The organism is Streptomyces sp. NPDC058375, from assembly GCF_042723425.1.
In the GTDB taxonomy this organism is placed as follows: domain Bacteria; phylum Actinomycetota; class Actinomycetes; order Streptomycetales; family Streptomycetaceae; genus Streptomyces; species Streptomyces durocortorensis.
In genome coordinates this window covers 1-20,844 of sequence record NZ_JBHXJG010000069.1, presented here as the reverse complement: position 1 = coordinate 20,844, position 20,844 = coordinate 1, and the positions used below count along the sequence as shown (strand labels likewise).

Genomic DNA, 20,844 nt, shown 5'->3' with positions numbered 1-20,844 from the left:
CTCCCGAAAGAAGCAGTGATTCCCATGGCCAAGCGCATCGACATCAGCGGCCTCAGCGCCTTCTACGGCAACCACAAGGCCATCGAGGACATCTCGATGACCGTGGAGCCCCGTTCCGTGACGGCCTTCATCGGCCCGTCCGGCTGCGGCAAGTCCACGTTCCTGCGCACCCTGAACCGGATGCACGAGGTCACCCCCGGTGGCCGCGTCGAGGGCAAGGTGCTGCTGGACGACGAGGACCTCTACGCCTCCAACGTCGACCCGGTCACCGTGCGCCGCACGGTCGGCATGGTCTTCCAGCGCCCGAACCCCTTCCCCACCATGTCGATCTTCGACAACGTGGCGGCGGGTCTGCGGCTGAACGGCAGCTACCGCAAGAGCGAGCTGAACGACGTCGTGGAGAAGTCCCTGCGCGGCGCGAACCTCTGGAACGAGGTCAAGGACCGTCTCAACAAGCCCGGCTCCGGCCTCTCCGGCGGCCAGCAGCAGCGTCTGTGCATCGCCCGCGCCATCGCGGTCGAGCCGGACGTCCTGCTGATGGACGAGCCGTGCTCGGCGCTGGACCCGATCTCGACCCTCGCGATCGAGGACCTGATCGGCGAGCTGAAGGAGCGCTTCACGATCGTCATCGTGACGCACAACATGCAGCAGGCGGCCCGTGTCTCGGACCGCACCGCGTTCTTCAACCTCGCGGCGGTCGGCAAGCCCGGCCGTCTCATCGAGATCGACGAGACGGAGCGGATCTTCTCCAACCCGTCGGTCCAGGCCACGGAGGACTACATCTCGGGCCGCTTCGGCTGAGCCGTACGCCGGGGAGTCCCACATACGGCCTTGCGGTGCTGCATGGCGGTGCCACCACAAGGCGAAAGGGTCCGCCCCCGCTCTCCCTGGTACGGAGAGCGGGGGCGGACCCATGTACGTACTGCGGCGGAGGGTTACCCGAAGAGCAGCAGCACCGCGCCGTAACTCAGCGCCGCGACCAGCGCCGCGGCGGGCATGGTGATGAACCAGCCCAGGATGATGTTCTTCGCGACGCCCCAGCGCACGGCGTTCACGCGCTTGGTCGCGCCGACGCCCATGATCGCGGAGGTGATGACGTGCGTGGTCGAGATCGGCGCGTGGAACAGGAACGCCGAACCGAACATGATCGAGGCGCCGGTCGTCTCGGCGGCGAAACCCTGCGGCGGGTCCAGCTCGATGATCTTGCGGCCGAGCGTACGCATGATGCGCCAGCCACCCGCGTACGTACCGAGCGAGAGCATCAGCGCACAGGCGATCTTGACCCAGACGGGGATCTCGTCGTTGGGGCCCTCGATGTCGGCGATGACCAGGGCCATCACCACGATGCCCATCGTCTTCTGCGCGTCCTGGAGACCGTGGCCGAGCGCCATGCCCGCCGCCGAGACCGTCTGCGCGATCCGGAAGCCGCGCTTGGCCTTGTGCGGGTTGGCGTTCCGGAACATCCACATGATGCCGACCATCACCAGATAGCCGGCGATCAGACCGACGAACGGGGAGATGAACATCGGGATGACGACCTTCTCAAGCACCCCGGACCAGATCACATCCGTGCCGCCGGCCAGCGCCGCTCCGACCATGCCGCCGAACAGCGCGTGCGAGGACGAGGAGGGGAGGCCGAAGTACCAGGTGATGAGGTTCCAGATGATCGCGCCGACCAGCGCCGCGAACAGGATGCCCATCCCCTTCTGCCCGACGGGCGTGGCGATCAGGCCTTCGCTGACGGTCTTGGCGACCCCCTGGCCCAGAAAGGCACCGGCGAGGTTCATCACCGCCGCCATCGCCAGAGCCGCACGCGGGGTCAGCGCCCGGGTGGAGACCGAGGTGGCGATGGCGTTCGCGGAGTCGTGGAAGCCGTTCGTATACGTGAAGCCGAGCGCGACACCGATGGTCACGATCAGCGCAAAGGTGTCCACGAGGTTCAGGACTCCTTGACCGCGATGGTCTCCACGGTGTTCGCGACGTGCTCGAACGCGTCAGCCGCCTCTTCCAGCACGTCCACGATCTGCTTGAGCTTCAGCACCTCCATGGCGTCGTACTTGCCGTTGAAGAGCTGGGCCAGCAGCTTGCGGTGGACCTGATCGGCCTGGTTCTCCAGGCGGTTGATCTCGATCCAGTACTCGGTGAGGTTGTTCATGGTTCGCAGCCCCGGCATGGCCTCGGCGGTCAGTTCCGCCGCCCGGGCCAGCACCTCGATCTGCTGCTCGACGCCCTTGGGGAGCTCCTGGACCTGGTAGAGGACGACCAGGTCGACGGCCTCCTCCATGAAGTCCATGATGTCGTCGAGCGAGGACGCCAGCTTGTAGATGTCCTCGCGGTCGAACGGCGTGATGAAGGAGGAGTTCAGCTGGTGGAAGATCGCGTGGGTGGCATCGTCCCCCGCGTGCTCCGCTGCCCGCATACGCTCCGCGATCTCGACTCGGGAGGCAGAATCCGCCCCGAGCAGTTCCATCAGGAGTTTCGAGCCCGTGACAATGTTGTCCGCGGATGCGGAGAACATGTCGTAGAAGCTCGTCTCCCTGGGGGTCAGACGAAAGCGCACGTGGGGTCCTCGGGATGCTTTGGATTCGGTCAGGCTGATGCTAGGCGCATCATCCGGCCACGGCTAACCGGCGTTCTTCAGTGTCGCCCATCGAACACGGCGATCAGCACGGGCCCCGGTCACGTTTCGGCAGGATTCGTTACGATATACCCGGCAGGGGTATAAGACCGCAAGAGGACAGCGGGAAGACCGCAGCACGCATGAGGGCCAGCACACATGAGGGCAACGGGAGGACGCAGATGACCACGACCGGGACCACAGGAGCGGAATCGGCGGGCGTGGCGGCCCCGGATGCGGAGGCGGTCGCCCCTGTGGACATCGTCACCGACCACGACCGCGGCATCCACGGCTACCACCACCAGAAGGACGAGCACCTCAAACGGCTGCGCCGGATCGAAGGCCAGATCCGCGGCCTGCAGCGCATGGTCGACGAGGACGTCTACTGCATCGACATACTCACCCAGGTCTCGGCGTCCACGAAGGCGCTCCAGTCCTTCGCCCTCCAGCTGCTGGAGGAGCACCTGCGCCACTGCGTCGCCGACGCGGCCGTCAAGGGCGGCGAGGAGATCGACGCGAAGGTCGAGGAGGCCACGAAGGCCATCGCCCGCCTGCTCCGCACCTGAGGCGCGGCCCGCACCGGGCGCGCCCGCCGCTCGCGGATGTCGCGGACATCACCCCGGATGCCACGGACATCACCCCCGGCGAACGGCCTGCCGGGGGACCGTGGCCCAGGACTCCGCACCCCGGACGTCGAGCACTTCGTCGATACGGTCGGGACTGAGGCGCTCCTCGCCCGCCGCCGACGCGGCGATCATCAGCTCGCCGCACAGCTCGATCTCGGCGAGGGCCACACAGTCCTGAGCGTTCGGAGCGCTGAGCGTCACCACCTGCGTCACCTCTCTCTGCCGTCCTTCCGGCCGTCACCGGCCTCTGGCACACCGACTCCCCAGCCTAGGGAGCGCGATACGTGCCGCGCATGGCACGGACGGACCATTTTGAGCCCCCTCCCAACCGGCCCCACCCCCCGGCCCGACCCGACCGGCCCCACCTGCCCCGGCCCGGCCTGCCGACACCGGCCTGATCCGGCCAGTCCCGGCGCGGCTGGGCTTGGCCGGCCCGGCCAATCCCGGCGCGGCTGAGCTTGGCCGGCCCGGCTGGGCCTGGTGCGGCTGGGCCCGACTTGGCCCGGCTCGGCCTGCCCGGCCAGTCCCGGCTCAGCCTGCCTGCTTTGGCTCGACCCCTGCCTGTCCTGCCCTGTCCCGGCCCAACCGGCCCCACCTGCCCCGGCTCGGTCTGCCTGCCCCGGCTCGGCCCCTGCCCGTCCTGTCCTGTCCCGGCCCGACAGGCCCCACCTGCCCCGGCTCGGCCTGCCTGCCCCGGCTCGACGCCTGCCTGTCCCGGCCCGACCCGGCCCGGCCCCGTCCGGTCCAGCTCCGCCTGGCCCGGCTCGGCCCAGCTCGGCCTGGCCCGGCTCGGCCTGGCCCGGCTCGGCCTGGCCCGGCTCGGCCTGGCCCGGCTCGGCCTGGCTCGGCCTGGCCGGCCGGTGAGTCTGCGCCCGCTGCCCGTCACCCTCAGCCCTGCCGGATCTCGCCGGTGTAGATGGCGTCCTCGTCCGGCAGCGTCACCGTGACCGGGAGCCCGAACCCGTACAGCAGCAGCGTCGAGACCACCGACACCTCCGGGCCCCGGGCGTCGGAGGAGAACGTGAAACGGTGCCGGACCTTCCGCAACCGGCCGTCCTCGTCGAGGTACGCGTCGAACGGGACGGCGTCCTTGCTGAACCCTTTCGCCGCCGCACCCAACGCCCCGCGCGACTGCGGCGATGCGGCCCGGGCCGCCCGGCCGAGGTCCGCGACGCCCCGGTAGTGATGCACCGTCACCCCGGCCAGCTCCGACTTCCCCGCGTACGCCACATCGGCCGCGCCGCGCAGCAGTTCGGCCGCCGCCATCGGGTCGGTGACCCCACCGGTGAGGAGGTTGCCGTCCTTCAGCGTGGTCGTGTCGATCCTGACCCACTTGTCGTCGGGCACCCCGGCGCCCCGGTTCTTCATGTACAACGCGCCGGGGGCCAGCAGCTCGGTGATGGGCCGGTGGTCGTCCGCGCCTGCGGCGTCCTTGCCCGCGGCGTCCTGGGGCAGCACCACCTTGAGCTGCCCCATCTGCTTGCGGAAGTCGTACGCGCCCTGCCCCCGGATCGTCACCCGCGTCCCGCCGGCCGCCGTCTCCATCGACGTACGGGTCTCCGCGCCGCCCGCCCGGACGAGGACGTCGGCCGCCTGACCGAGCAGATCGAGCGGCCGGTCGGCGGCCACGGAGCGCTGCCCGGAGCCGTCGCCCGCGCCGCTCCCCTCGTCCCCGCCGAAGCACCCGGCGGTGACCGCGATCACCCCGGCCACGGCGAGGGCGCGAACAGCACGGGCCACGCCTCCGTCCCCGTACTGCTGCACCACCATCGCCTGCCAACCCCCAACGACTACCGCCCGGCCGAGCCCTCACCCGCCCCGCATAACGACCGCCGCCGCCCCCCGTCACGCCGCCCCGGCGCGTCCCACCCCGAGAGGGCGGGCCCCGTTCGGCGGACGGGGCCCATTCCGGGGAGCGCGGGCCTGCTCGGGGGTGGGGAACCCGTTCCGGGGCCCGGGGGCCCGGACTCGGCCCTCCGTTCGCCGGCCGAGGCCAGTACCGTGGTCGGGTGCAAGAGGATCCCCCCGCCCCGGCCCGCACCACCGCCCCACGCACCCCCGCCCGGCCCGCACCGGGCTCGTGGGCGGCCCCCGCGACAGCACCGGCGACGGCCCCGTCCGGCACCGCCCCGGGCTCCCCTCCCGCCTACTCGGACCCGGCGCCGCAGGCTCCCCCTCCCGGCCCACCCGGCCCTCCCGGCCCCCCGGCAGCCGGGCACAGCGCGACGACGATCGAACGTGGCTCGTTCTGTCTGGCCCGCTGCACCTGCGGCTGGGCCGGACCGGCGCGCAGGTCCCGAGACCGGGCCCGTACCGACGCGGCGGAACACCTCACCGCTCCCTGATCCGCCGCACGGCCGCGCCGCACGGCCGCGCCGCACCCGAGCCCGTACAGCACGAACCCCCAGGCGCCACGAGCACCTGGGGGAGCGAGGAGAGGGAAGAGAAAGGGAAGGAAAGGAAAGGAAGAGAGACCGGGGCCGTCAGGCGGCCAGATCCTTCTCCCCCGGGTCGCCCCGTCCCGCCCCGGGCCGCGGCTCGGGGATACCGACCGCCTCACCGTGCTCGTCCGCGTACACGACGGCCGCGCTCTTCGACCGGACGAACCAGCCGACGCGCGGCGATCGGGCGATCGCAGCCATCAGCGGGGTCAGCAGCGCCATGGCGAGCGGGGCCAGCAGCAGTGTGACGGCCGTACCGAGGGCGAAGCCGCCGATCACGTCGGTCGGGTAGTGGACGCCCATGTAGATCCGGCTGAAACCGGCGAAGAGCGCGAGGCCGATCGCGACGAAGCCGAACTTCCGGTTCGCCACGAAGATGCCGACGGCGATGCCCATCGCCAGGGTGGAGTGGTCGCTGACGAACGAGAAGTCCGTCTTACCGTGGATGAGGACCTCAAGGCCGTCGTGGTCGTTGAACGGGCGTGGCCGTTCGACGAAGCCGCGGATCGGGATGTTGATGAGGATCGCGATGGCGGCGGCGAGCGGCGCCCAGACGATGGCGGCGGCAGCCGTCACCGAGTCCTCGGCCGTCCCGCGCCCCCGCATGCTCCACCAGCACCACAGGCCCACCAGGACGAGGCCGAACATGATCCCGTACTCGCCGACGTACTCCATGACCCGGTCGAACCAGGTCGGAGCGGCCTTCGCGAGGCCGTTGATGTCGTAGAGCAGACTGACGTCCGGGTTCGACCCGTCGAGTTCGAGTCCAGCCATCTGCTGCGGCCCCTTGCCTTGTCTGCTTCTCTGCTGCGACGCGCGTCCTTGCGTGCCGCCCTGGTCGAACCCCCGTGTCCGGTGCGATCCGTTACCGCACTGCACCGCATCGCTGTACTGCATCAGTGCCGCACCGGAGTGCAGCACTGCCATCACCGCGACGCATGGTCAGTGCGCATGCCGTTCCCGTCCCCCGTCCAGGGAACGGCCCGGCCGTCGCGTACGTTCCGCTCTCCACCGAATGATCACCATGACGTTATCGAAGAGTGACTCGTCGTCGCAGCTCAGGGCCCAGGCTTCACGGAGAGTTCCGGCCACGGCCGACTGCCCGTCAGCACCCTTCACCGCTCCGGAAGCCCGCACGAGACTTCCGTCACCCCGCGGGCAGATCGGTCGGAAGAGCGGCGGCGCCGTCCTTGGTGACCCGGGTCGCACCGAAGTAGTCCGGCGTATCGATCTTGTCGAACCGGATGACCGCTCCGGTGAACGGCGCATTGATCATATAGCCGCCGCCGACGTACAACCCGACGTGCCGGATGGCGCGCGAGTTGGTGAGGTCGTCGGAGAAGAACACCAGATCTCCCGGGAGCAGCTCGTCCCGCGAGGGATGCGGCCCCGCGTTGTACTGGTCGTTGGCGACGCGCGGCAGCTCGATGCCCACCGTCCGGTACGCGGCCTGGGTCAGCCCGGAACAGTCGAACCGCCCCTGCTGCTCGGGCGTACCGTTGCCGCCCCACAGATACGGCGTGCCGAGCTTCTTCTGGGCGAAGTAGATGGCCCCGGCGGCCTGCCGGGAGGGCGCGACCCGGCCGACGGGCCGGGCGAAGCTCTTCTCCAGCGAACGGATGATCTTGACGTAGTTCTGCGTCTCCTTATAAGGAGGCACGCCGCCGTACTTGATCACCGCGTAGGCGCCGGCGTTGTAGGCGGCGAGCATGTTGCTCGTGGGGTCGCCCGGCACCTTCTTCACGTACCCGGCGAGCTCGCAGTCGTACGAAGCGGCCGAGGGGATCGCGTCGGCGGGATCCCACACGTCCCGCTTGCCGTCGCCGTTGCCGTCGATCCCGTGCGTTGCCCAGGTGCCGGGGATGAACTGGGCGATGCCCTGCGCGGCGGCATGGCTCTGCGCGCTCGGGTTCCAGCCGCTCTCCTGGTACAACTGCGCGGCCAGCAGGGCCGGGTTGATGGCGGGACAGAGGTTGCCCCACTTCTGCACCAGCGGCTGGAACCGCGCCGGAACCGCCCCCTTGGCCAGCGCGACGGCACCGCCGCCCCCCGACCCGGCGAGCCCGGCGGCGGCGGAGTACGTACCGACGACGAGCAGCGCCAGGAAGCACATGACCATGCCGACGCCGATGCCACCGAACACCCAGAATTTCCGCACCCCTCAACCATCCCCCATCGGGGCGCGCTTCAGAGGTGTTTTCGACGGTGTGTACGAGTCATCCGCGGCACACCACCGGCGCACCCGAAGCACACGGGGGCGGCGACGGCTCACCCGTACCGGAACTGATGCGTCCTCAGCATCAACCGCCCGCCCGAACCCGCTGTGGCAGCGCTTACATCGATGCCAACAGGAACTGCGCTTCTTCGTATGCCGGACAAGAGCAGTCCCCTACCTCACGAGTGGGCGGAACGCGCGACAGGTCAGTCACTCCGCGTATGCGACCACACAGGCAGGGGACACGACATGGGCCCCAGGACCCAACATGGGGCTCAAAGCCCTTGCCTATAACCCCAGTTAAGCCAGTACGCCTCGATCACGACCCCCCTCCCGCCACCCCGGGAGCACCTGCCGACCAGAAGTCGGAGTGGATGTTGGGGCGGGGGATGAACTCCACACCCTCGTACACGGGCGCCGTGGCCTGGCTGGTGGAATCCAGCACTTCCGACTTCTTGGCACAGGGCGTATCTACCTGGAAGAACGCTTGCCCTTTGCCACCAATACGCAGACTCATCCTGTACCCGTCGATGGTGCGCGCATAGATGGCCGGAAACTCAGCACTGTTGTTCACCGCGGTCATCTGGTACCCACTCTTACGCCAGAAGCGATCGACCACCCCTAGAAAGCTCCCCCTCCGCTCCTCCGAGATGTTCGTCATGACAACGCGCCTTCGCGTCACTTCGCACATACCCGTTGAAGTGAAACCGTGAGTCCAATGCACCTCCGGACGGATCTCCCGAAGCACCGCGTCAAGAATCACATCTGAGCGCACTGCGGTAGCCTGCATATCCAATGCGTCCTCCTCTTGTTTGGTACACCCCATAGACACGATTCCAGCAGCGAGGGCCAGCACAAGAGTTCGCAGATGGAGATTCACCGCGGCCGCTCCTGTTTAACTTCATGCCCGCGCCCGGCAGCAATCAGCGCAATACTGTTGGCAGATGAGGAGTCCAGATCCGGATCGAAATACTGCGAATGCGCATCGGAAGTAACGCGCCCAGGACCAATCAACGGAGGTCCGTCATCCGCACGGAAGCGCCGACCACCGAACTCTGCGCTCGCCGGATCCGTTCCGAACCATAGGTCGGAATCACCTCCGTTCACCAGGTCAACTGCCACGGAACCAACCGGGCCTAAAGCACGCCCTACTCCCAAGATCACCGCGTGCTCACTTGCCGGAAGTTTAGTCACCACGTCGTTCTCTGCTGCACCCACGTAAACGTGGCCCCTTCCCACTCCCAGATCCTCGGCCCGGTCCACACCCACGCCAGGACTGCCGACCAGGACGATGTCCGTCACACCAGGAATTCCACCCTCCTGCTGCGTCGCCGCTCCAACTGTTCGTGACCCGTAGGAATGCCCGATAGCCGTTAGGTTCGGATCAACGTGGTCGTTTGACGCCACCAAACCGGCCATGAATCCGTTGAACGCGCGACCACCAACCTCCGCTCGCTCAGTGCCAGCAACGGACAAACTGCTCCAGCCATCCGGACTCTGCGGCGCGTCATACCCCAGCCAGGTAATCACGGCACTCGAATGGTCAATATCCCGTGCTGCGGCAGCGGTGTCACGCGCCCGCTTCAGGTCCCCCTCGGCAAACGCCTTATCCAACGAAGTGTTCAGCCCCGGAACATACGCCGCCACGTTCCGCGCCGTATCCGGATTCCCGTAAGAGACGATCGCCCGCCCATTCCCCTGATCCCCGATCCCAAGCAGGTACATGGGCGGCTCCCCCGCCTTCGGCACTCCCCTCAACTGCCGGTCGATCTCGCGCAGCGCCGCAAGCTTGGTCGTCGAATCGTCGTCGTCCCGCCCCTCCAGCTTCCCCATCAGCAGCTGGAGGTTGTCCCGGTTCGCCGCGTCCCGTACCAGGGCCGGGATCCCGTCCAGGTTGCCGATCTGATCCGGGTACACCGCGAGGTACTCCTCGCGCTGTTCGTCCGTCAGGCCCGCCCACCATGCCTTGCGCTCGGCCGGGCTCGCGTCGTGCGGGATCGCGTCCTTCAGGTAGCTGCGCGCCGCCCCACGCACCGCCTCCGCGTCGGCCGCGGCGTCCGTCCACGTCGCCGCAGGAACGCCGAGGCCCTCATGAGCCTTCAGCGACCGCAGGATCCTGGAGTACCGCCAGTCCGCATCGGCCGCCGTCCGTACCGCCTGCGCCACCCGGTCCGCGATGTCCTGGGCCTTGCCGGCGTTCGGGTTGGGCGCGACGAGCCCCGAAGGAGTGACCATCCCCGGATTCGGCACCCCGGACGTCGTCCCGCCCGCCAACGGCTTCCCGTCGACCAGGCCCTCCCCCGCCGCCGGATACGTCACCGAACCGTCCGCGTGCACCGTGAACTTCAGCGCCTCCGCGTCGTCCAGCGCCCCCTCCAACACCCGCTGCTGGGTCTTGATCTCATGGGCCAGGCTGTTCAGCGTGGTCCGCAGCAGCCCGCACTCGGTGTAGATGTACTGGAAGTTCGTCCCCAGCCGGCGCAGCCGCCCCACGGCCGCACCCGCCGCCTCCCCCTTCTGCGTCTCACCCAGCCCGGGCAGGAACTGGCCCTCGATGCGGTCCCGGGCCGCGTCGGCACGGTTGCTGACCCGCCCCCAGCCATCTGCCGCCTGCTCCAGTTCAGCGCACTTCACCTCACGTAACGCCGCCCAGGTCAGGGCAGAGCCCGCACCGCCGCCCCTCCCGCTCACCGCGCGCCGCTGACGTTCGGCGTCTTCACCCTGTCGAAGCCGCTCTTCACCGCCTCGTTGGTCTGCGACTGGCCCCGGGTGACCGCCCGCAGTTTCCCGGCGAGGCTTCCGCACTCGGCGCGCGCCCCCTCGATCCGGCGCTCCCACGAGGCCCGTACGGTGCTCAGTTCGGCCAGCGCGGACAGCGCTCCGGCCCCGGCGGTCAAGCCCTGATGCGCCGTCTCCAAGTCGCCCTTGACCGGTCCCAGGAGCGTGACCAGCTGATCGGCTCCTCCGGCGGCCCGCTGCCACGGGCCACCGCTGTGCAGAAGGTCCCCACCCCCGGCCCCGCCCGCCTGGCCGGCCGGCACCCCCAGCCGCTCCCAGCCGTCGTTGGGCTGCCCGACCACGGTCACTCCACCCACACCGCTCACCCCGTTCTCCTGATCGTGGAGCGGCACTGTGCCAAATGCGCGGTGCGCGACATGCCGTACGTCAACACGCGGGGCACGGGTCTCCGTACGCACCCGGCCCCGTGGTTCCCGGCCGTGCGAAGCGGAGGTCCCGTTCCCGTGGAGCCGCGCGGTTCACCCGAACGAAGGGGGAGGCGCGCACGACCGCGCACACGGACACGCACCGGCACCGGCGCCCACACCCGGCGGTGATCGCTCGCACGCGGCCCACGGGTCTCGGTCCTCCTCCGCCGCGCGGCGGAGACCCCGCCCCGAACCACGTACCGATGAACAGCGCACTCAGCTACAGAAGCTGATGTGCCGCCACAACACCCGGAACACGATGGATCGCATGCAAACCCGGAAGGAACTGCCCGCCGCATCCACGCCCGCGCCCCCTCCTCCGCTTACCCCGCCCCCGGCCCCGGCCCCGCCTCCGCCCCGGTGGGCGGCCCGCGCCGCGCAGTTGATCACGCTGATCGTGCTGCCGACCGGGTTGTGGCGGCTGGCGATGGTGTGCGGTTTCCCGTCCGGATACACCGAGGCCGGCTTCGTACCATTCGACACCCCGGGCGCCAAGCTGTGGATGCTGACACTGAGCGTCGTCTCCGAGCTGCTCGCGCTGCTGAGCCTCGGCCTGGTCCGGCCCTGGGGCGAAACGGCGCCCCGCTGGGTACCCTTCATCGGCGGCCGCCCCGTGCGCCCCCTGGCCGCCGCCGTACCGGCCGCCGCCGGGGCCCTCGCGCTGACGGCGATCTGGGCTGCCATGCCGCTGTGGTGGACGTACCCCCACGCGGACATGACCCCCACCGGCCGGCTCCTGGTCGGTGTCATCTACCAGCCGCTCGTCCTCTGGGGACCGCTCCTCGGGGCTGTCACCGTCTCCTACTACCGCTGCACCCGGCGGACCTGACGGAACATCGAACACGGTGCCGACCGGCGCACCGACGGCTCTCGAACGGCGCATACGAACACGCCGTGCCTCCGCGAACGCTGCAACCGCATCAGAACCCATGGCCTCCGTCGTTGCTCCTGGTCACAGCCCGTGATACACAGAGTAACCAGGCATATGCGCGAGGAGCCGGGACGAGCCGCAGGTCAGGGCGGTCGCCCCGGTCAAACGTGCGAGATCCGGGTAAAGAGACCCGGGAAGGCGTCGTGCGAGCGCGGTTTCATCAGCGAAGATAGAAGGCGACCCATGCCGGACGGCACGGGCAGCGAACTACCCAACAGGGGCGGTGACTTACATGATCCTGGCAGCAGAGAAGGGCGACATCACCACCATCATCGGCGGAATCGCTCCGGACTGGGGGCCGTTCGGGACGCTGGGCAACGAGGCGCGCATCATGATCGAGGTGGTGATGGCCATCGCCATTCTGCTCTGCCTCGGCATCGCGATCTGGGGCGCGGCGAAGCAGCGCATCGGAGCGACGGCGCTGCGCGACACCTTCAGCGCGGAGCAGGGCAAGGGCCTGATTGTGGCGGGGCTGACAGGGGTCTTCATCATCGGCTCCCTGGGAACCCTGTTCACCATCGTGTACGGAATGGCCGTCTGACCCACCATCGGCCATCCCGGTCCGGGGCCGTCCCAGCCCCGACCCGCTCCCCACCACCCGCCCGTCGCGCCCACCGGCTGAGGTTGCGTTTCCCTGATGTCGAGTCACCACACCGCGTTCAAGCGGCAACCAGCACAGCTACCGTCGTCCTGCGCGGATCGGCACACGACCGAGGGAGCGAACGCGGCATGAGTCCCGGTGACGAGCACGACTACCGCGGCAAGGACCAGGGGAGCCGCCCGGACGACCCGTACAGCACGCTCGGCGGCACGCGTCAGACCCGTACCCGTCTCCCCGACGGCGACCCGGGCCACCCCCACACGCGCCGCCCCGTCCGCAACTCCCGCTCCCTCGTGACGATCACCGGCATCGTGGTCCTCCTCGTCGCTGCCATCGCCTTCGCCAACCGCGGCGGTGGCAGCGAGGACGACGCCTCCCCCGGCGCCAAGACCTCCGGAGCCGCAGGAAGCGCCCCCACGGCAGCCACCGGCACCAAGCCCGTCGAGGGCAAGAACGGCACGATCGCCTCCGGCTTCGCCCAGGATGAGCAGGGGGCGCAGAGCGCGGCGGCGAATTACTCCGTGGCGTTGGTGTCCGCGGAGATCCTCAAGCCTGAGCAACGTTCAGACATCGTGAACCGCATCTTCACTGCTGATAAGGCAGTCGAGCTCAAAGTAAAGTTTGATCAGGCATACGACAAGGACTTTCTCGACAGAGTAGGTCTGGATGAAGACGGTAATGCCCCTGACGGGCTGACCTACATTTCGAGAACAGCACCTGTCGGAACCAAAGTGACCGATTACGCGGCGTCATCCGCCACCGTCGAGGTCTGGTGCACCGGAGTGTTCGGCACTGCCGGTGTCAGCTCGACCAACCCGGTGAGCAATGACTGGTTCACGATGTCGCTAAAACTCCGCTGGGTAGACAACGACTGGAAAGTCGAGAGCTTCACCCAGAAAGACGGCCCTTCTCCTGTGAACATGGATCGCACTGCTTCAAGCGCTGACGAAATGGCCAAGGCAGTCCAGGAGTTCGGGGGGTTCACCTATGCTCGCTAAGGCGCGGCCGGCAACCGCAGTGGCTGTCTTGTTCACGGGAGCCCTCACGTTCATGGTGGGCACGGCAAGTCGCGCCGCCGCTGCTCCCACGCCTACACCGACACCGTCCGACGAGGACAGGTGCGACCTGATCGTCGGCCCCGCCAAGGACTACTGCGAAGGCGGCGAAGGAGCCGGAGCACGCACCCAGGACGTCCCCCCCACCGACGCCCTCGACCCCCTCTCCTCCCTAGCCCAAGGCTGCGCCGACGCCGCCTCCTGGATCGTCGGCAAGCTCAGCGAGGCCGTCGAGTCCACGGCCAACGTCGACTTCACCAACCCCAAGTTCCTCCAGCAGTACGCCGTCATCTTCGCGGCCTCCACCATCCTCACCCTCGTCCTGTGGCTCCTCGCCGTAGCCAAGCGCGCCATCCGCGGCGTCCCCCTCACCACCGCGATCTCCGAGGCCGTCGGCTTCCTCTGGCTCACCGTCCTCGCCTCGGCCTTCACCCCGCTGATCCTCTACACGATCGTCTCCGCCACCGACGGCGTCACCGAGGTCATCTCCTCCGCCACCGGCGGCCAGACCGACGTCTTCTTCGGCTCGTTCGCCGAAGCCCTCAAGAAGGGCGAGGACATCGGCGGCGGGCCGATCATGCTGATCGTCGTCTCGCTCGTCTCGATCCTCGCCGCCGGCATCCTGTGGCTGGAGCTCGTCATCCGCGCCGCCCTGCTCTACGTCGGCGCACTCCTCGGAATCGTCGTCTACGCCGGCCTCGTCGACAAGAACATGTGGGGCCACGTCCGCCGCTGGGCCGGCATCATGATCGCGGTGATCATGGTCAAGCCGGTCATCGTCATCGTCCTCGGCCTCGCCGGAGCACTCTCCGCGGGCGACGGCCCCGACGCCTTCTCCGCCGTCGTCTCCGGCCTCTCCATCATCCTGCTGGCCATCTTCGCCTCCGCCATGATCTACCGCTTCGTCCCCGGCTTCGGCGACGAGATCCAGGGCGCCCGCACCAACCGCAAGCAGGCCACCGACGGCTCCCAGGCCGCCGCCCTCATCAGCTCCCCGGCCGCCCTCGTCTCCCAGGGCATCAAGACCCACAGCGGCCGCAACGACCAGAACAGCGGCGGAGGCGGCGCCCGCCCCGCCAACCCGGCCAGCGGCGGCGTCGCCGCCCACAGCTCCCGCACCTCCGGCGGAAGCGGAGGCGGCGGGGTCGGCGGCGGATCTGTCCCCTCCGCCGCACCCTCGCCCCGCAGCGGAGGCTCCGGCCCCACCTCCGGCACCCCCCACAGCAGCCGCCCCTTCAGGGGAAGCGGCTCAGGCACCACAGGTAACTCGAGCACAGGAGGTGGAGGGCGTTGACGACCCAGTCCCACACGATGACGCCCCGCCGCACGTATCTCATCGGCCGCGCCCGGCCGAACGCGATCGTCGGCAAGAACCGCGAGACCGGCGAGATCGCCCTGATCATCGCCGGCGCGTTCCTCGGCATGATGAGCGGACTCCTCGTCCCCGTCCTCTCCCTCCGCATCGTCTGCCTCGTCGGCTTCCCGATGCTGGCCCTCGCCGTCGTGTACGTCCCGTACAAGGGCCGCACCTTCTACAAGTGGTTCGAGATCAACCGCAGCTTCAAGCGCTCCGTGCGCCGCGGCACCGCCTACCGCTCCGGTGCCATGGAGGCCGGCGTCAGCGCCGACGGCCGCGAGGTCGAGATCGGCCCTCCCCCCGGCATCGGCCGGATCAGCTGGCTCGCCGCCCCCTTCGGCCCCGACGAGATCGCCGTCCTCCTCCACGCCGACCGCCGCACGGTCACCGCCGCCATCGAGATCGAGGGCCCCGGCGTCGGCCTCCGCGACAGCGAGGACCAGGAAGCCCTCGTCGACCGCTTCGGCACCCTCCTCAAGCACGTGGCCAACGGCGACGGCTTCGTCACCCGCCTCCAGATGCTCGCCCGCACCCTCCCCGCCGACCCCGACGCCCACGCCAAGGACGTCGCCCAGCGCGGCGACAAGGCGTCCCCCGGCTGGCTCCAGGAGTCCTACGACCAGCTCCAGTCCATGGTCTCCACCTCCAGCGAGCAGCACCGCGCCTACCTCGTCGCCTGCATGCACTACAGCCGTGAACTGGCCGCCGAGGCCAACGCCATGGCCCGCGCCGCCCGCCCCCACGGCGGCCGCAAGCTCGACCGCGACGCCGGCCTCGCCGTCGTCATGGCCCGCGAGCTCACCGACATCTGCGCCCGCCTCGCCGAGGCCGACATCCGGGTCCGCCAGCCGCTCGGCCAGAGCCGCGTCGCCTCCCTCGTGCACTCCATGTACGACCCCGACCACCCCATCGACCACATCCAGGCCATGACCAAGCGCAACGCCTGGCCCGCCGAACTGGACGCGGTCGAGCCGACGTTCCTCCAGGCCAAGACCCGCGAGTCCACCACCCGCGCCCCCTGGTGCCACGCCACGGCCTGGGTGAAGGAGTGGCCGATGACCCCCGTCGGCGTCAACTTCCTCGCCCCGCTCCTCGTCCACACCCCCGACGTCATCCGCACCGTCGCCGTCTGCATGGACCTCGAACCCACCGAGGTCGCCATCGAACGCATGCTGACCGAGAAGACCAACGACGACGCCGAGGCCAGCCGCCAGGCCAAGATGAACCGCACCGTCGACCCCCGCGACATCGCCGCCCACGGCCGGCTCGACCAGCGGGGTGAAGATCTCGCCAGCGGCGCCGCCGGAGTGAACCTGGTGGGGTACATCACGGTGTCGTCCCGCTCACCCGAAGCACTCGCCCGCGACAAGCGCACGATCCGCGCCTCGGCCGGCAAGTCGTACCTCAAGCTGGAGTGGTGCGACCGCGAACACCACCGCGCCTTCGTGAACACCCTCCCGTTCGCCACCGGCATCCGCCGCTGACGCGGCCACCCACAAAGCTGACACGACCACCCGCAAAGCTGACACCGGTACCCGCAAAGCTGACACCGGTACCCGCACAAAAGACACCGAACCCGACCCGCAACCAGAGAGGGCACCCCCACCATGCGAGACCCCCTGTCCGCATTGTCGGATGCCTTCACCTCCTTCCTCTTCGGCAAGGTGGAGACGACCCGCCTCCCCGTCCGTACGTCCACGGGCCAGGCCCAGGCCGTCTACCTCCCCACCGCCGCCCCCGGCCTAGGCGACTCCGGCGTGATCATCGGCCGCGAGGTCTACAGCGGCAAGGGCTACATCTACGACCCCTTCCAGCTGTACGGTCAGCAGCTCCCCGCCCCCCACTGGCTGGTCCTCGGCGAGTCCGGCAACGGCAAGTCGGCCCTGGAGAAGACGTACGTGCTGCGCCAGCTCCGCTTCCGCGACCGCCAGGTCGTCGTCCTCGACGCCCAGGGCGAGGACGGCGTCGGCGAGTGGAACCTCATCGCCCAGGAGCTGGGCATAACCCCCATCCGCCTGGACCCGACCGCAGCCCTCAACGGCGGCATCCGCCTCAACCCCCTCGACCCGTCCATCACCACCACCGGCCAGCTCGCCCTGCTCCGTACGATCATCGAAGTCGCGATGGGCCACGGCCTGGACGAGCGTTCCGGCTTCGCGCTCAAGGTCGCCCACGCCTACGTCACCGCGACCATCACCGACCGCCAGCCGGTCCTGATGGACATCGTGGAGCAGCTGCGCCACCCCGAGCCCGAGTCCGCCGAGGCGATGAACGTCGACATAGACGATGTACGGGCCTGGGGCCTGGACGTCGCCCTCGTCCTGGACCGCCTCGTCGACGGTGACCTGCGCGGCATGTTCGACGGCCCCACCACCGTCGGCATCGACCTCGACGCGCCCCTCATCGTCTTCGACCTCTCGCACATCGACCGCAACTCGATCGCGATGCCGATCCTGATGGCGATCGTCGGCGTCTGGCTGGAACACACCTGGATCCGGCCCGACCGCAAGAAGCGCATCTTCCTGGTCGAGGAGGCGTGGCACATCATCAACTCGCCCTTCGTCGCCCAGCTCTTCCAGCGCCTGCTGAAGTTCGGACGCCGCCTCGGCCTCTCGTTCGTGGCCGTCGTCCACCACCTCAGCGACGTGGTGGACGGAGCGGCGGCGAAGGAAGCGGCGGCCATCCTCAAGATGGCCTCCACCCGCACGATCTACGCCCAGAAGTCGGACGAGGCCAGAGCGACCGGCCGGGTCATCGGCCTGCCCCGCTGGGCCGTCGAGATCATCCCGACCCTCACCCCCGGCATCGCCGTCTGGGACGTCAACGGCAACGTCCAGGTCGTCAAACACCTGATCACCGAAGCCGAACGCCCCCTGGTCTTCACCGACCGCGCCATGACCGAGGGCTCGGCCATGGACCCGGACGACCTGCTCCCCGAGGACATCCGCGCCGCCGAACTGGAGGCGGAACAACGGGCGGCCCGGATCGAGCACCAGCAACGGATGAACGAGTCGTCAGAGTCAACGGTGGCCTGACATGGCGCGCCGACCACCGCGGGGCCGGGGCAACGACCCCGCCCCGCACGACGGTTACGACCGCCGCCCCCAGGGCAGCGGCGGCATCCCGGACGGCCTGCTGATCGGCCTCCTGGCCCTCTTCCTCGCCGCCACCCTGATCGCCTGGACGGCCACCGGCCTGGCCGGACTGTTCGCCCACGGGGCCTGGCCGGACGGCGTGACGTTCACCCGCTCCCCGCTCGCCCTGCGCGAACTGGCCACCGCCCCCCAGGACCTCGCCGCGGCCTGGCCCGGGACACCTCCGGCCCAGCTCTCCGGATACGGCCTGTTCTGGGGCCTGTTCATCGGCGAACTGATGGTGCTGCTGGTCCTCACGGTGTTCACGCTCGGGGTGGTGTCCCGTGGTCGTGCCGTACGGGAACGACGCCGCGAGGAACAGGCCTTCGCGGCACACGAGCAGCAGCTCCCCACAGAGAAGCCGACACCGACACTGCCGACACCGACCCCGGCGCAGGCACCAGCCCCGGCACCGGCACCGGCACCGGCACCGGCACAAGAGCAGGCACCACCACACCCACACGCACCACCACACGCACACGCCCAGCCGCCACCCCCACCACCACAAGCAGCCCCACCTTCACCAGCGCCAACAACCCCCCACGCCCCAGCCGTAAGCACCCCCACAACCACAACCGCCCCCACCCCCACCCCCACGTACGCGCCCCCTCCCGCCGAAGCCGAAAAAGGCACCCCCCTTCTCCCCTCCCCCCGTACCCCCCTCCTCGTCTACGCCCCCGCCCCCGCCCGGCGCCCCACCGTCGTCCAGGCGATCCACGACGCCGAAGGCCCCGCCCTCGTCGTCACCTCGGACCCCACCGTCTGGGCCGAGACCAAGGACGCGCGCAGCAAGCTCGGCCCGGTCCTCGTCTACGACCCGGGCCACCTCTGCGACACCCCGGCCCGCCTCCACTGGTCGCCCACCGCGGGCTGCGAGGCGCCCGACATCGCCGCCGCCCGCGCGGCCGCCCTGCTCGCCCCGGTACGCCCGCAGGCCCGGATCGACGCGGCGGTGGCCGACACGGCGCAGACGCTCCTCCAGTGCTGGTTGCACGCCGCCGCGGTGGACGGCCGCCCCTTCCGCCAGGTCCTGCGCTGGGCCTCCGGGTCCGGCGCCCACGAACCGGTACGCCTCCTCCGTACGCACCCCAAGGCGGCGTCCGGACTCGCCGGGCTGCTGGAGTCCGCGCTCACGGCGTACCCGGAACGGCGCGAAGTGGCGCAGGAGTTGACCGTACGGGCCTTCTCGGCGCTCTCCTCGGTGCACATCCGCGAGGCCTGCACGCCCAACCGATCGGATGCCGCCGCGCTGGAATCTTTTGCCCGCGAGGGGGGAACGCTCTACCTGGTGGGCGAACCCATCGAGGACCCCCGCACCCGCCCCGGCGCGATGCCCCTTCTCACCGCGCTGGCCGCAGACGTGGTCGAGCACGGCCGCCGCATGGCCGCACGGTCAACCGACGGTCGGCTCGACCCACCAATGACGCTCGTCCTGGACGACGTCGCGGCCGTGGCGCCCCTTCCGCAGCTCCCGGAGCTGCTGGCGACAGGTCAGAGCCGGGGCATGCCCGCCCTCGCGCTGCTCCGCTCCCGGGAACAGGGCCGGGCCCGATGGCAGGAAGACCTGCGCACCCCCACCCCGGGTGTCGGCTAGGCGAAAGCCCCAGGACCGCCCACTCGCTACGCCTCGCGCGCGAGTACGTACTCCAACTCCTGCTCCCCCCGGTCGCCCGGGGCCGGAATCCGCTGCCCGGAGGGGACGAATCCGAACCGTCGGTAGAACGCGGCGGCCCGCGGGTTCTTCTCGTGCACGTAGAGGCGCACCCGCTCCATCCGGGGCGCGGTCAGCGACCAGGCCCACGCGACGGCTGCCCGGAACAGCGCATCGGTCACCCCGGTCCCCCGCACCTCGGGCCGGACGAACACACCGACCAGGTGCGCCTGGTCCATCGCAGGGGCGTCCCCGAAGCGCACCTCGTCGTCCGGGCTTTCGACGAGTACGGTGACCGTCCCCACCCACGCCCCCTCGGGCGACTCCGCGACGAACTGCCGGACCCGGCCGCCCCCGCCCTCGGCGGCATCTGCGGCACGCTCCTGCCAGAAAACGTCCGGCCGTGCCGCAGCGTCCTCGTACGACTCCAGGAACGCCACCGGGGCCGCCGGGTCCTTCAGCGCGTCCAGCCGCAACTGCCTGGCCTGCGGCCATTCATCGGCCCGCACAGCCCGCATCACATAATCCATGACCCGATCCTCACTCCCGTCCGCCCCACGTTCAACCGTCTAAGAAGTCATCTCATTTGGCGAGCCTGCGGTAGCAGATGAGGGTGCAGGCAATGCTGGTGAAGGCGAGGAAGTGGTCGGCCTTGCGTTCGTAGCGTCGGTGAAGGCGGCGGCATCCGGTGAGCCAGGCCATGGTGCGTTCGACGGTCCAGCGGTGGCGGCCCAGTCGTTGTGAGGGCTCGATGCCCTTGCGGGCGATGCGGTGGGTGATGCCGCGCTCGCGTAACCATCGCCGCAGGTGGGCGTAGTCGTAGCCCTTGTCGGCGTGGAGTTTGCCGGGCTTACGCCGTCGCCGCCCGCGACGCGAGCGGATGGGCGGGATGCCCTTCACGAGCGGGATCAGGGACTGGCTGTCGTGCAAGTTGGCCCCGGAAATGCCGACGGATATGGGCAGACCCGACCGTTCCGTGATCAGGTGGATCTTCGAGCCGTACTTACCCC

At 69.6% G+C, this 20,844-nt stretch carries 20 protein-coding genes; 9 read left to right on the top strand and 11 right to left on the bottom strand.

Going from position 1 to position 20,844, the window contains the following annotated elements; all coding sequences use genetic code 11:
* Nucleotides 1-24: 24 nt before the first annotated feature.
* Nucleotides 25-801 (top strand): phosphate ABC transporter ATP-binding protein PstB, encoded by a 777-nt coding sequence (gene pstB / locus ACFWM7_RS14330; protein WP_383260027.1) that lies wholly within the window; start codon nt 25-27, stop codon nt 799-801.
* Nucleotides 802-935: 134 nt separating this feature from the next.
* Here the strand turns inward: pstB and ACFWM7_RS14325 are convergent, their stop codons facing one another.
* A complete protein-coding gene (locus tag ACFWM7_RS14325) occupies nt 936-1,934 on the bottom strand; it encodes an inorganic phosphate transporter (RefSeq protein ID WP_128846564.1) in 999 nt (332 codons plus the stop codon).
* Nucleotides 1,935-1,939: 5 nt separating this feature from the next.
* A complete protein-coding gene (locus ACFWM7_RS14320; RefSeq protein ID WP_219610886.1) occupies nt 1,940-2,560 on the bottom strand; it encodes a DUF47 domain-containing protein in 621 nt (206 codons plus the stop codon).
* A gap of 239 nt (nt 2,561-2,799) precedes the next feature.
* Between ACFWM7_RS14320 and ACFWM7_RS14315 the strand changes: the two genes are divergently transcribed.
* Complete coding sequence (locus ACFWM7_RS14315; RefSeq protein ID WP_239487728.1) at nt 2,800-3,183, top strand: metal-sensitive transcriptional regulator; 384 nt, start codon at nt 2,800-2,802, stop codon at nt 3,181-3,183.
* Nucleotides 3,184-3,252: 69 nt separating this feature from the next.
* Here the strand turns inward: ACFWM7_RS14315 and ACFWM7_RS14310 are convergent, their stop codons facing one another.
* The 7 genes from ACFWM7_RS14310 to ACFWM7_RS14280 all read right to left on the bottom strand — a co-directional run bounded on the left by ACFWM7_RS14310 (nt 3,253) and on the right by ACFWM7_RS14280 (nt 11,003).
* Nucleotides 3,253-3,456 (bottom strand): hypothetical protein, encoded by a 204-nt coding sequence (locus ACFWM7_RS14310; RefSeq protein WP_383260024.1) that lies wholly within the window; start codon nt 3,454-3,456, stop codon nt 3,253-3,255.
* Between the two features lie 675 nt (nt 3,457-4,131).
* Nucleotides 4,132-5,013 carry a hypothetical protein gene (locus ACFWM7_RS14305; protein WP_383260022.1) on the bottom strand — a complete coding sequence of 294 codons (882 nt, stop codon included), beginning with the start codon at nt 5,011-5,013 and terminating at the stop codon, nt 4,132-4,134.
* A 713-nt stretch (nt 5,014-5,726) separates the two neighbouring features.
* Complete coding sequence (locus ACFWM7_RS14300; RefSeq protein ID WP_383260020.1) at nt 5,727-6,458, bottom strand: phosphatase PAP2 family protein; 732 nt, start codon at nt 6,456-6,458, stop codon at nt 5,727-5,729.
* A 373-nt stretch (nt 6,459-6,831) separates the two neighbouring features.
* On the bottom strand, nt 6,832-7,827 hold the full coding sequence (locus tag ACFWM7_RS14295; protein WP_097933432.1) for a bifunctional lytic transglycosylase/C40 family peptidase: 996 nt from the start codon (nt 7,825-7,827) through the stop codon (nt 6,832-6,834).
* A 391-nt stretch (nt 7,828-8,218) separates the two neighbouring features.
* Nucleotides 8,219-8,779 carry a hypothetical protein gene (locus tag ACFWM7_RS14290; RefSeq protein WP_383260018.1) on the bottom strand — a complete coding sequence of 187 codons (561 nt, stop codon included), beginning with the start codon at nt 8,777-8,779 and terminating at the stop codon, nt 8,219-8,221.
* Nucleotides 8,776-10,590, bottom strand: coding sequence for an alpha/beta hydrolase (locus tag ACFWM7_RS14285; RefSeq protein WP_383260016.1), 1,815 nt, complete (start codon nt 10,588-10,590; stop codon nt 8,776-8,778). The genes ACFWM7_RS14290 and ACFWM7_RS14285 overlap by 4 nt, the downstream gene beginning before the upstream one ends.
* Complete coding sequence (locus ACFWM7_RS14280) at nt 10,587-11,003, bottom strand: hypothetical protein (RefSeq protein WP_383260015.1); 417 nt, start codon at nt 11,001-11,003, stop codon at nt 10,587-10,589. Before ACFWM7_RS14280 ends, ACFWM7_RS14285 begins: the two co-directional genes overlap by 4 nt.
* Nucleotides 11,004-11,373: 370 nt before the next feature.
* On the opposite strand from ACFWM7_RS14280, the gene ACFWM7_RS14275 reads away from it, so the two are divergent.
* The 7 genes from ACFWM7_RS14275 to ACFWM7_RS14245 all read left to right on the top strand — a co-directional run bounded on the left by ACFWM7_RS14275 (nt 11,374) and on the right by ACFWM7_RS14245 (nt 19,777).
* Nucleotides 11,374-11,934 (top strand): hypothetical protein, encoded by a 561-nt coding sequence (locus tag ACFWM7_RS14275; RefSeq protein ID WP_383260012.1) that lies wholly within the window; start codon nt 11,374-11,376, stop codon nt 11,932-11,934.
* Between the two features lie 334 nt (nt 11,935-12,268).
* Nucleotides 12,269-12,577, top strand: a complete 309-nt coding sequence (locus ACFWM7_RS14270) for a hypothetical protein (protein WP_003968086.1) — start codon at nt 12,269-12,271, stop codon at nt 12,575-12,577.
* A gap of 188 nt (nt 12,578-12,765) precedes the next feature.
* On the top strand, nt 12,766-13,635 hold the full coding sequence (locus tag ACFWM7_RS14265; RefSeq protein WP_383260010.1) for a hypothetical protein: 870 nt from the start codon (nt 12,766-12,768) through the stop codon (nt 13,633-13,635).
* Nucleotides 13,636-13,687: 52 nt separating this feature from the next.
* Nucleotides 13,688-14,986: a hypothetical protein gene (locus tag ACFWM7_RS14260; RefSeq protein ID WP_383260009.1), complete on the top strand. Its 1,299-nt coding sequence runs from the start codon at nt 13,688-13,690 to the stop codon at nt 14,984-14,986.
* On the top strand, nt 14,983-16,533 hold the full coding sequence (locus ACFWM7_RS14255; RefSeq protein ID WP_383260007.1) for an SCO6880 family protein: 1,551 nt from the start codon (nt 14,983-14,985) through the stop codon (nt 16,531-16,533). Before ACFWM7_RS14260 ends, ACFWM7_RS14255 begins: the two co-directional genes overlap by 4 nt.
* Nucleotides 16,534-16,656: 123 nt before the next feature.
* The gene (locus ACFWM7_RS14250; protein WP_383260005.1) at nt 16,657-18,084 is read left to right on the top strand and encodes an ATP-binding protein; all 1,428 of its coding nucleotides are present in this window, start codon (nt 16,657-16,659) and stop codon (nt 18,082-18,084) included.
* A gap of 1 nt (nt 18,085) precedes the next feature.
* A complete protein-coding gene (locus ACFWM7_RS14245) occupies nt 18,086-19,777 on the top strand; it encodes a type IV secretory system conjugative DNA transfer family protein (RefSeq protein WP_383260003.1) in 1,692 nt (563 codons plus the stop codon).
* 26 nt (nt 19,778-19,803) lie between these two features.
* Here ACFWM7_RS14245 and ACFWM7_RS14240 read toward each other — a convergent pair whose 3' ends face one another.
* On the bottom strand, nt 19,804-20,364 hold the full coding sequence (locus ACFWM7_RS14240; RefSeq protein ID WP_383260000.1) for a GNAT family N-acetyltransferase: 561 nt from the start codon (nt 20,362-20,364) through the stop codon (nt 19,804-19,806).
* Between the two features lie 52 nt (nt 20,365-20,416).
* A partial coding sequence (locus ACFWM7_RS14235) for an IS5 family transposase (protein WP_383259997.1) occupies nt 20,417-20,844 on the bottom strand: 428 nt, incomplete at its 5' end.

Excerpts from the sequence above, each read along its gene's own strand:
- pstB (WP_383260027.1), top strand. The coding sequence starts at position 25 with ATGGCCAAGCGCATCGACATCAGCGGCCTCAGCGCCTTCTACGGCAAC.
- ACFWM7_RS14315 (WP_239487728.1), top strand. The coding sequence starts at position 2,800 with ATGACCACGACCGGGACCACAGGAGCGGAATCGGCGGGCGTGGCGGCC.
- ACFWM7_RS14305 (WP_383260022.1), bottom strand. The coding sequence starts at position 5,013 with ATGGTGGTGCAGCAGTACGGGGACGGAGGCGTGGCCCGTGCTGTTCGC.
- ACFWM7_RS14300 (WP_383260020.1), bottom strand. The coding sequence starts at position 6,458 with ATGGCTGGACTCGAACTCGACGGGTCGAACCCGGACGTCAGTCTGCTC.
- ACFWM7_RS14275 (WP_383260012.1), top strand. The coding sequence starts at position 11,374 with ATGCAAACCCGGAAGGAACTGCCCGCCGCATCCACGCCCGCGCCCCCT.
- ACFWM7_RS14270 (WP_003968086.1), top strand. The coding sequence starts at position 12,269 with ATGATCCTGGCAGCAGAGAAGGGCGACATCACCACCATCATCGGCGGA.
- ACFWM7_RS14265 (WP_383260010.1), top strand. The coding sequence starts at position 12,766 with ATGAGTCCCGGTGACGAGCACGACTACCGCGGCAAGGACCAGGGGAGC.
- ACFWM7_RS14260 (WP_383260009.1), top strand. The coding sequence starts at position 13,688 with ATGGTGGGCACGGCAAGTCGCGCCGCCGCTGCTCCCACGCCTACACCG.
- ACFWM7_RS14250 (WP_383260005.1), top strand. The coding sequence starts at position 16,657 with ATGCGAGACCCCCTGTCCGCATTGTCGGATGCCTTCACCTCCTTCCTC.
- ACFWM7_RS14245 (WP_383260003.1), top strand. The coding sequence starts at position 18,086 with ATGGCGCGCCGACCACCGCGGGGCCGGGGCAACGACCCCGCCCCGCAC.
- ACFWM7_RS14240 (WP_383260000.1), bottom strand. The coding sequence starts at position 20,364 with ATGGATTATGTGATGCGGGCTGTGCGGGCCGATGAATGGCCGCAGGCC.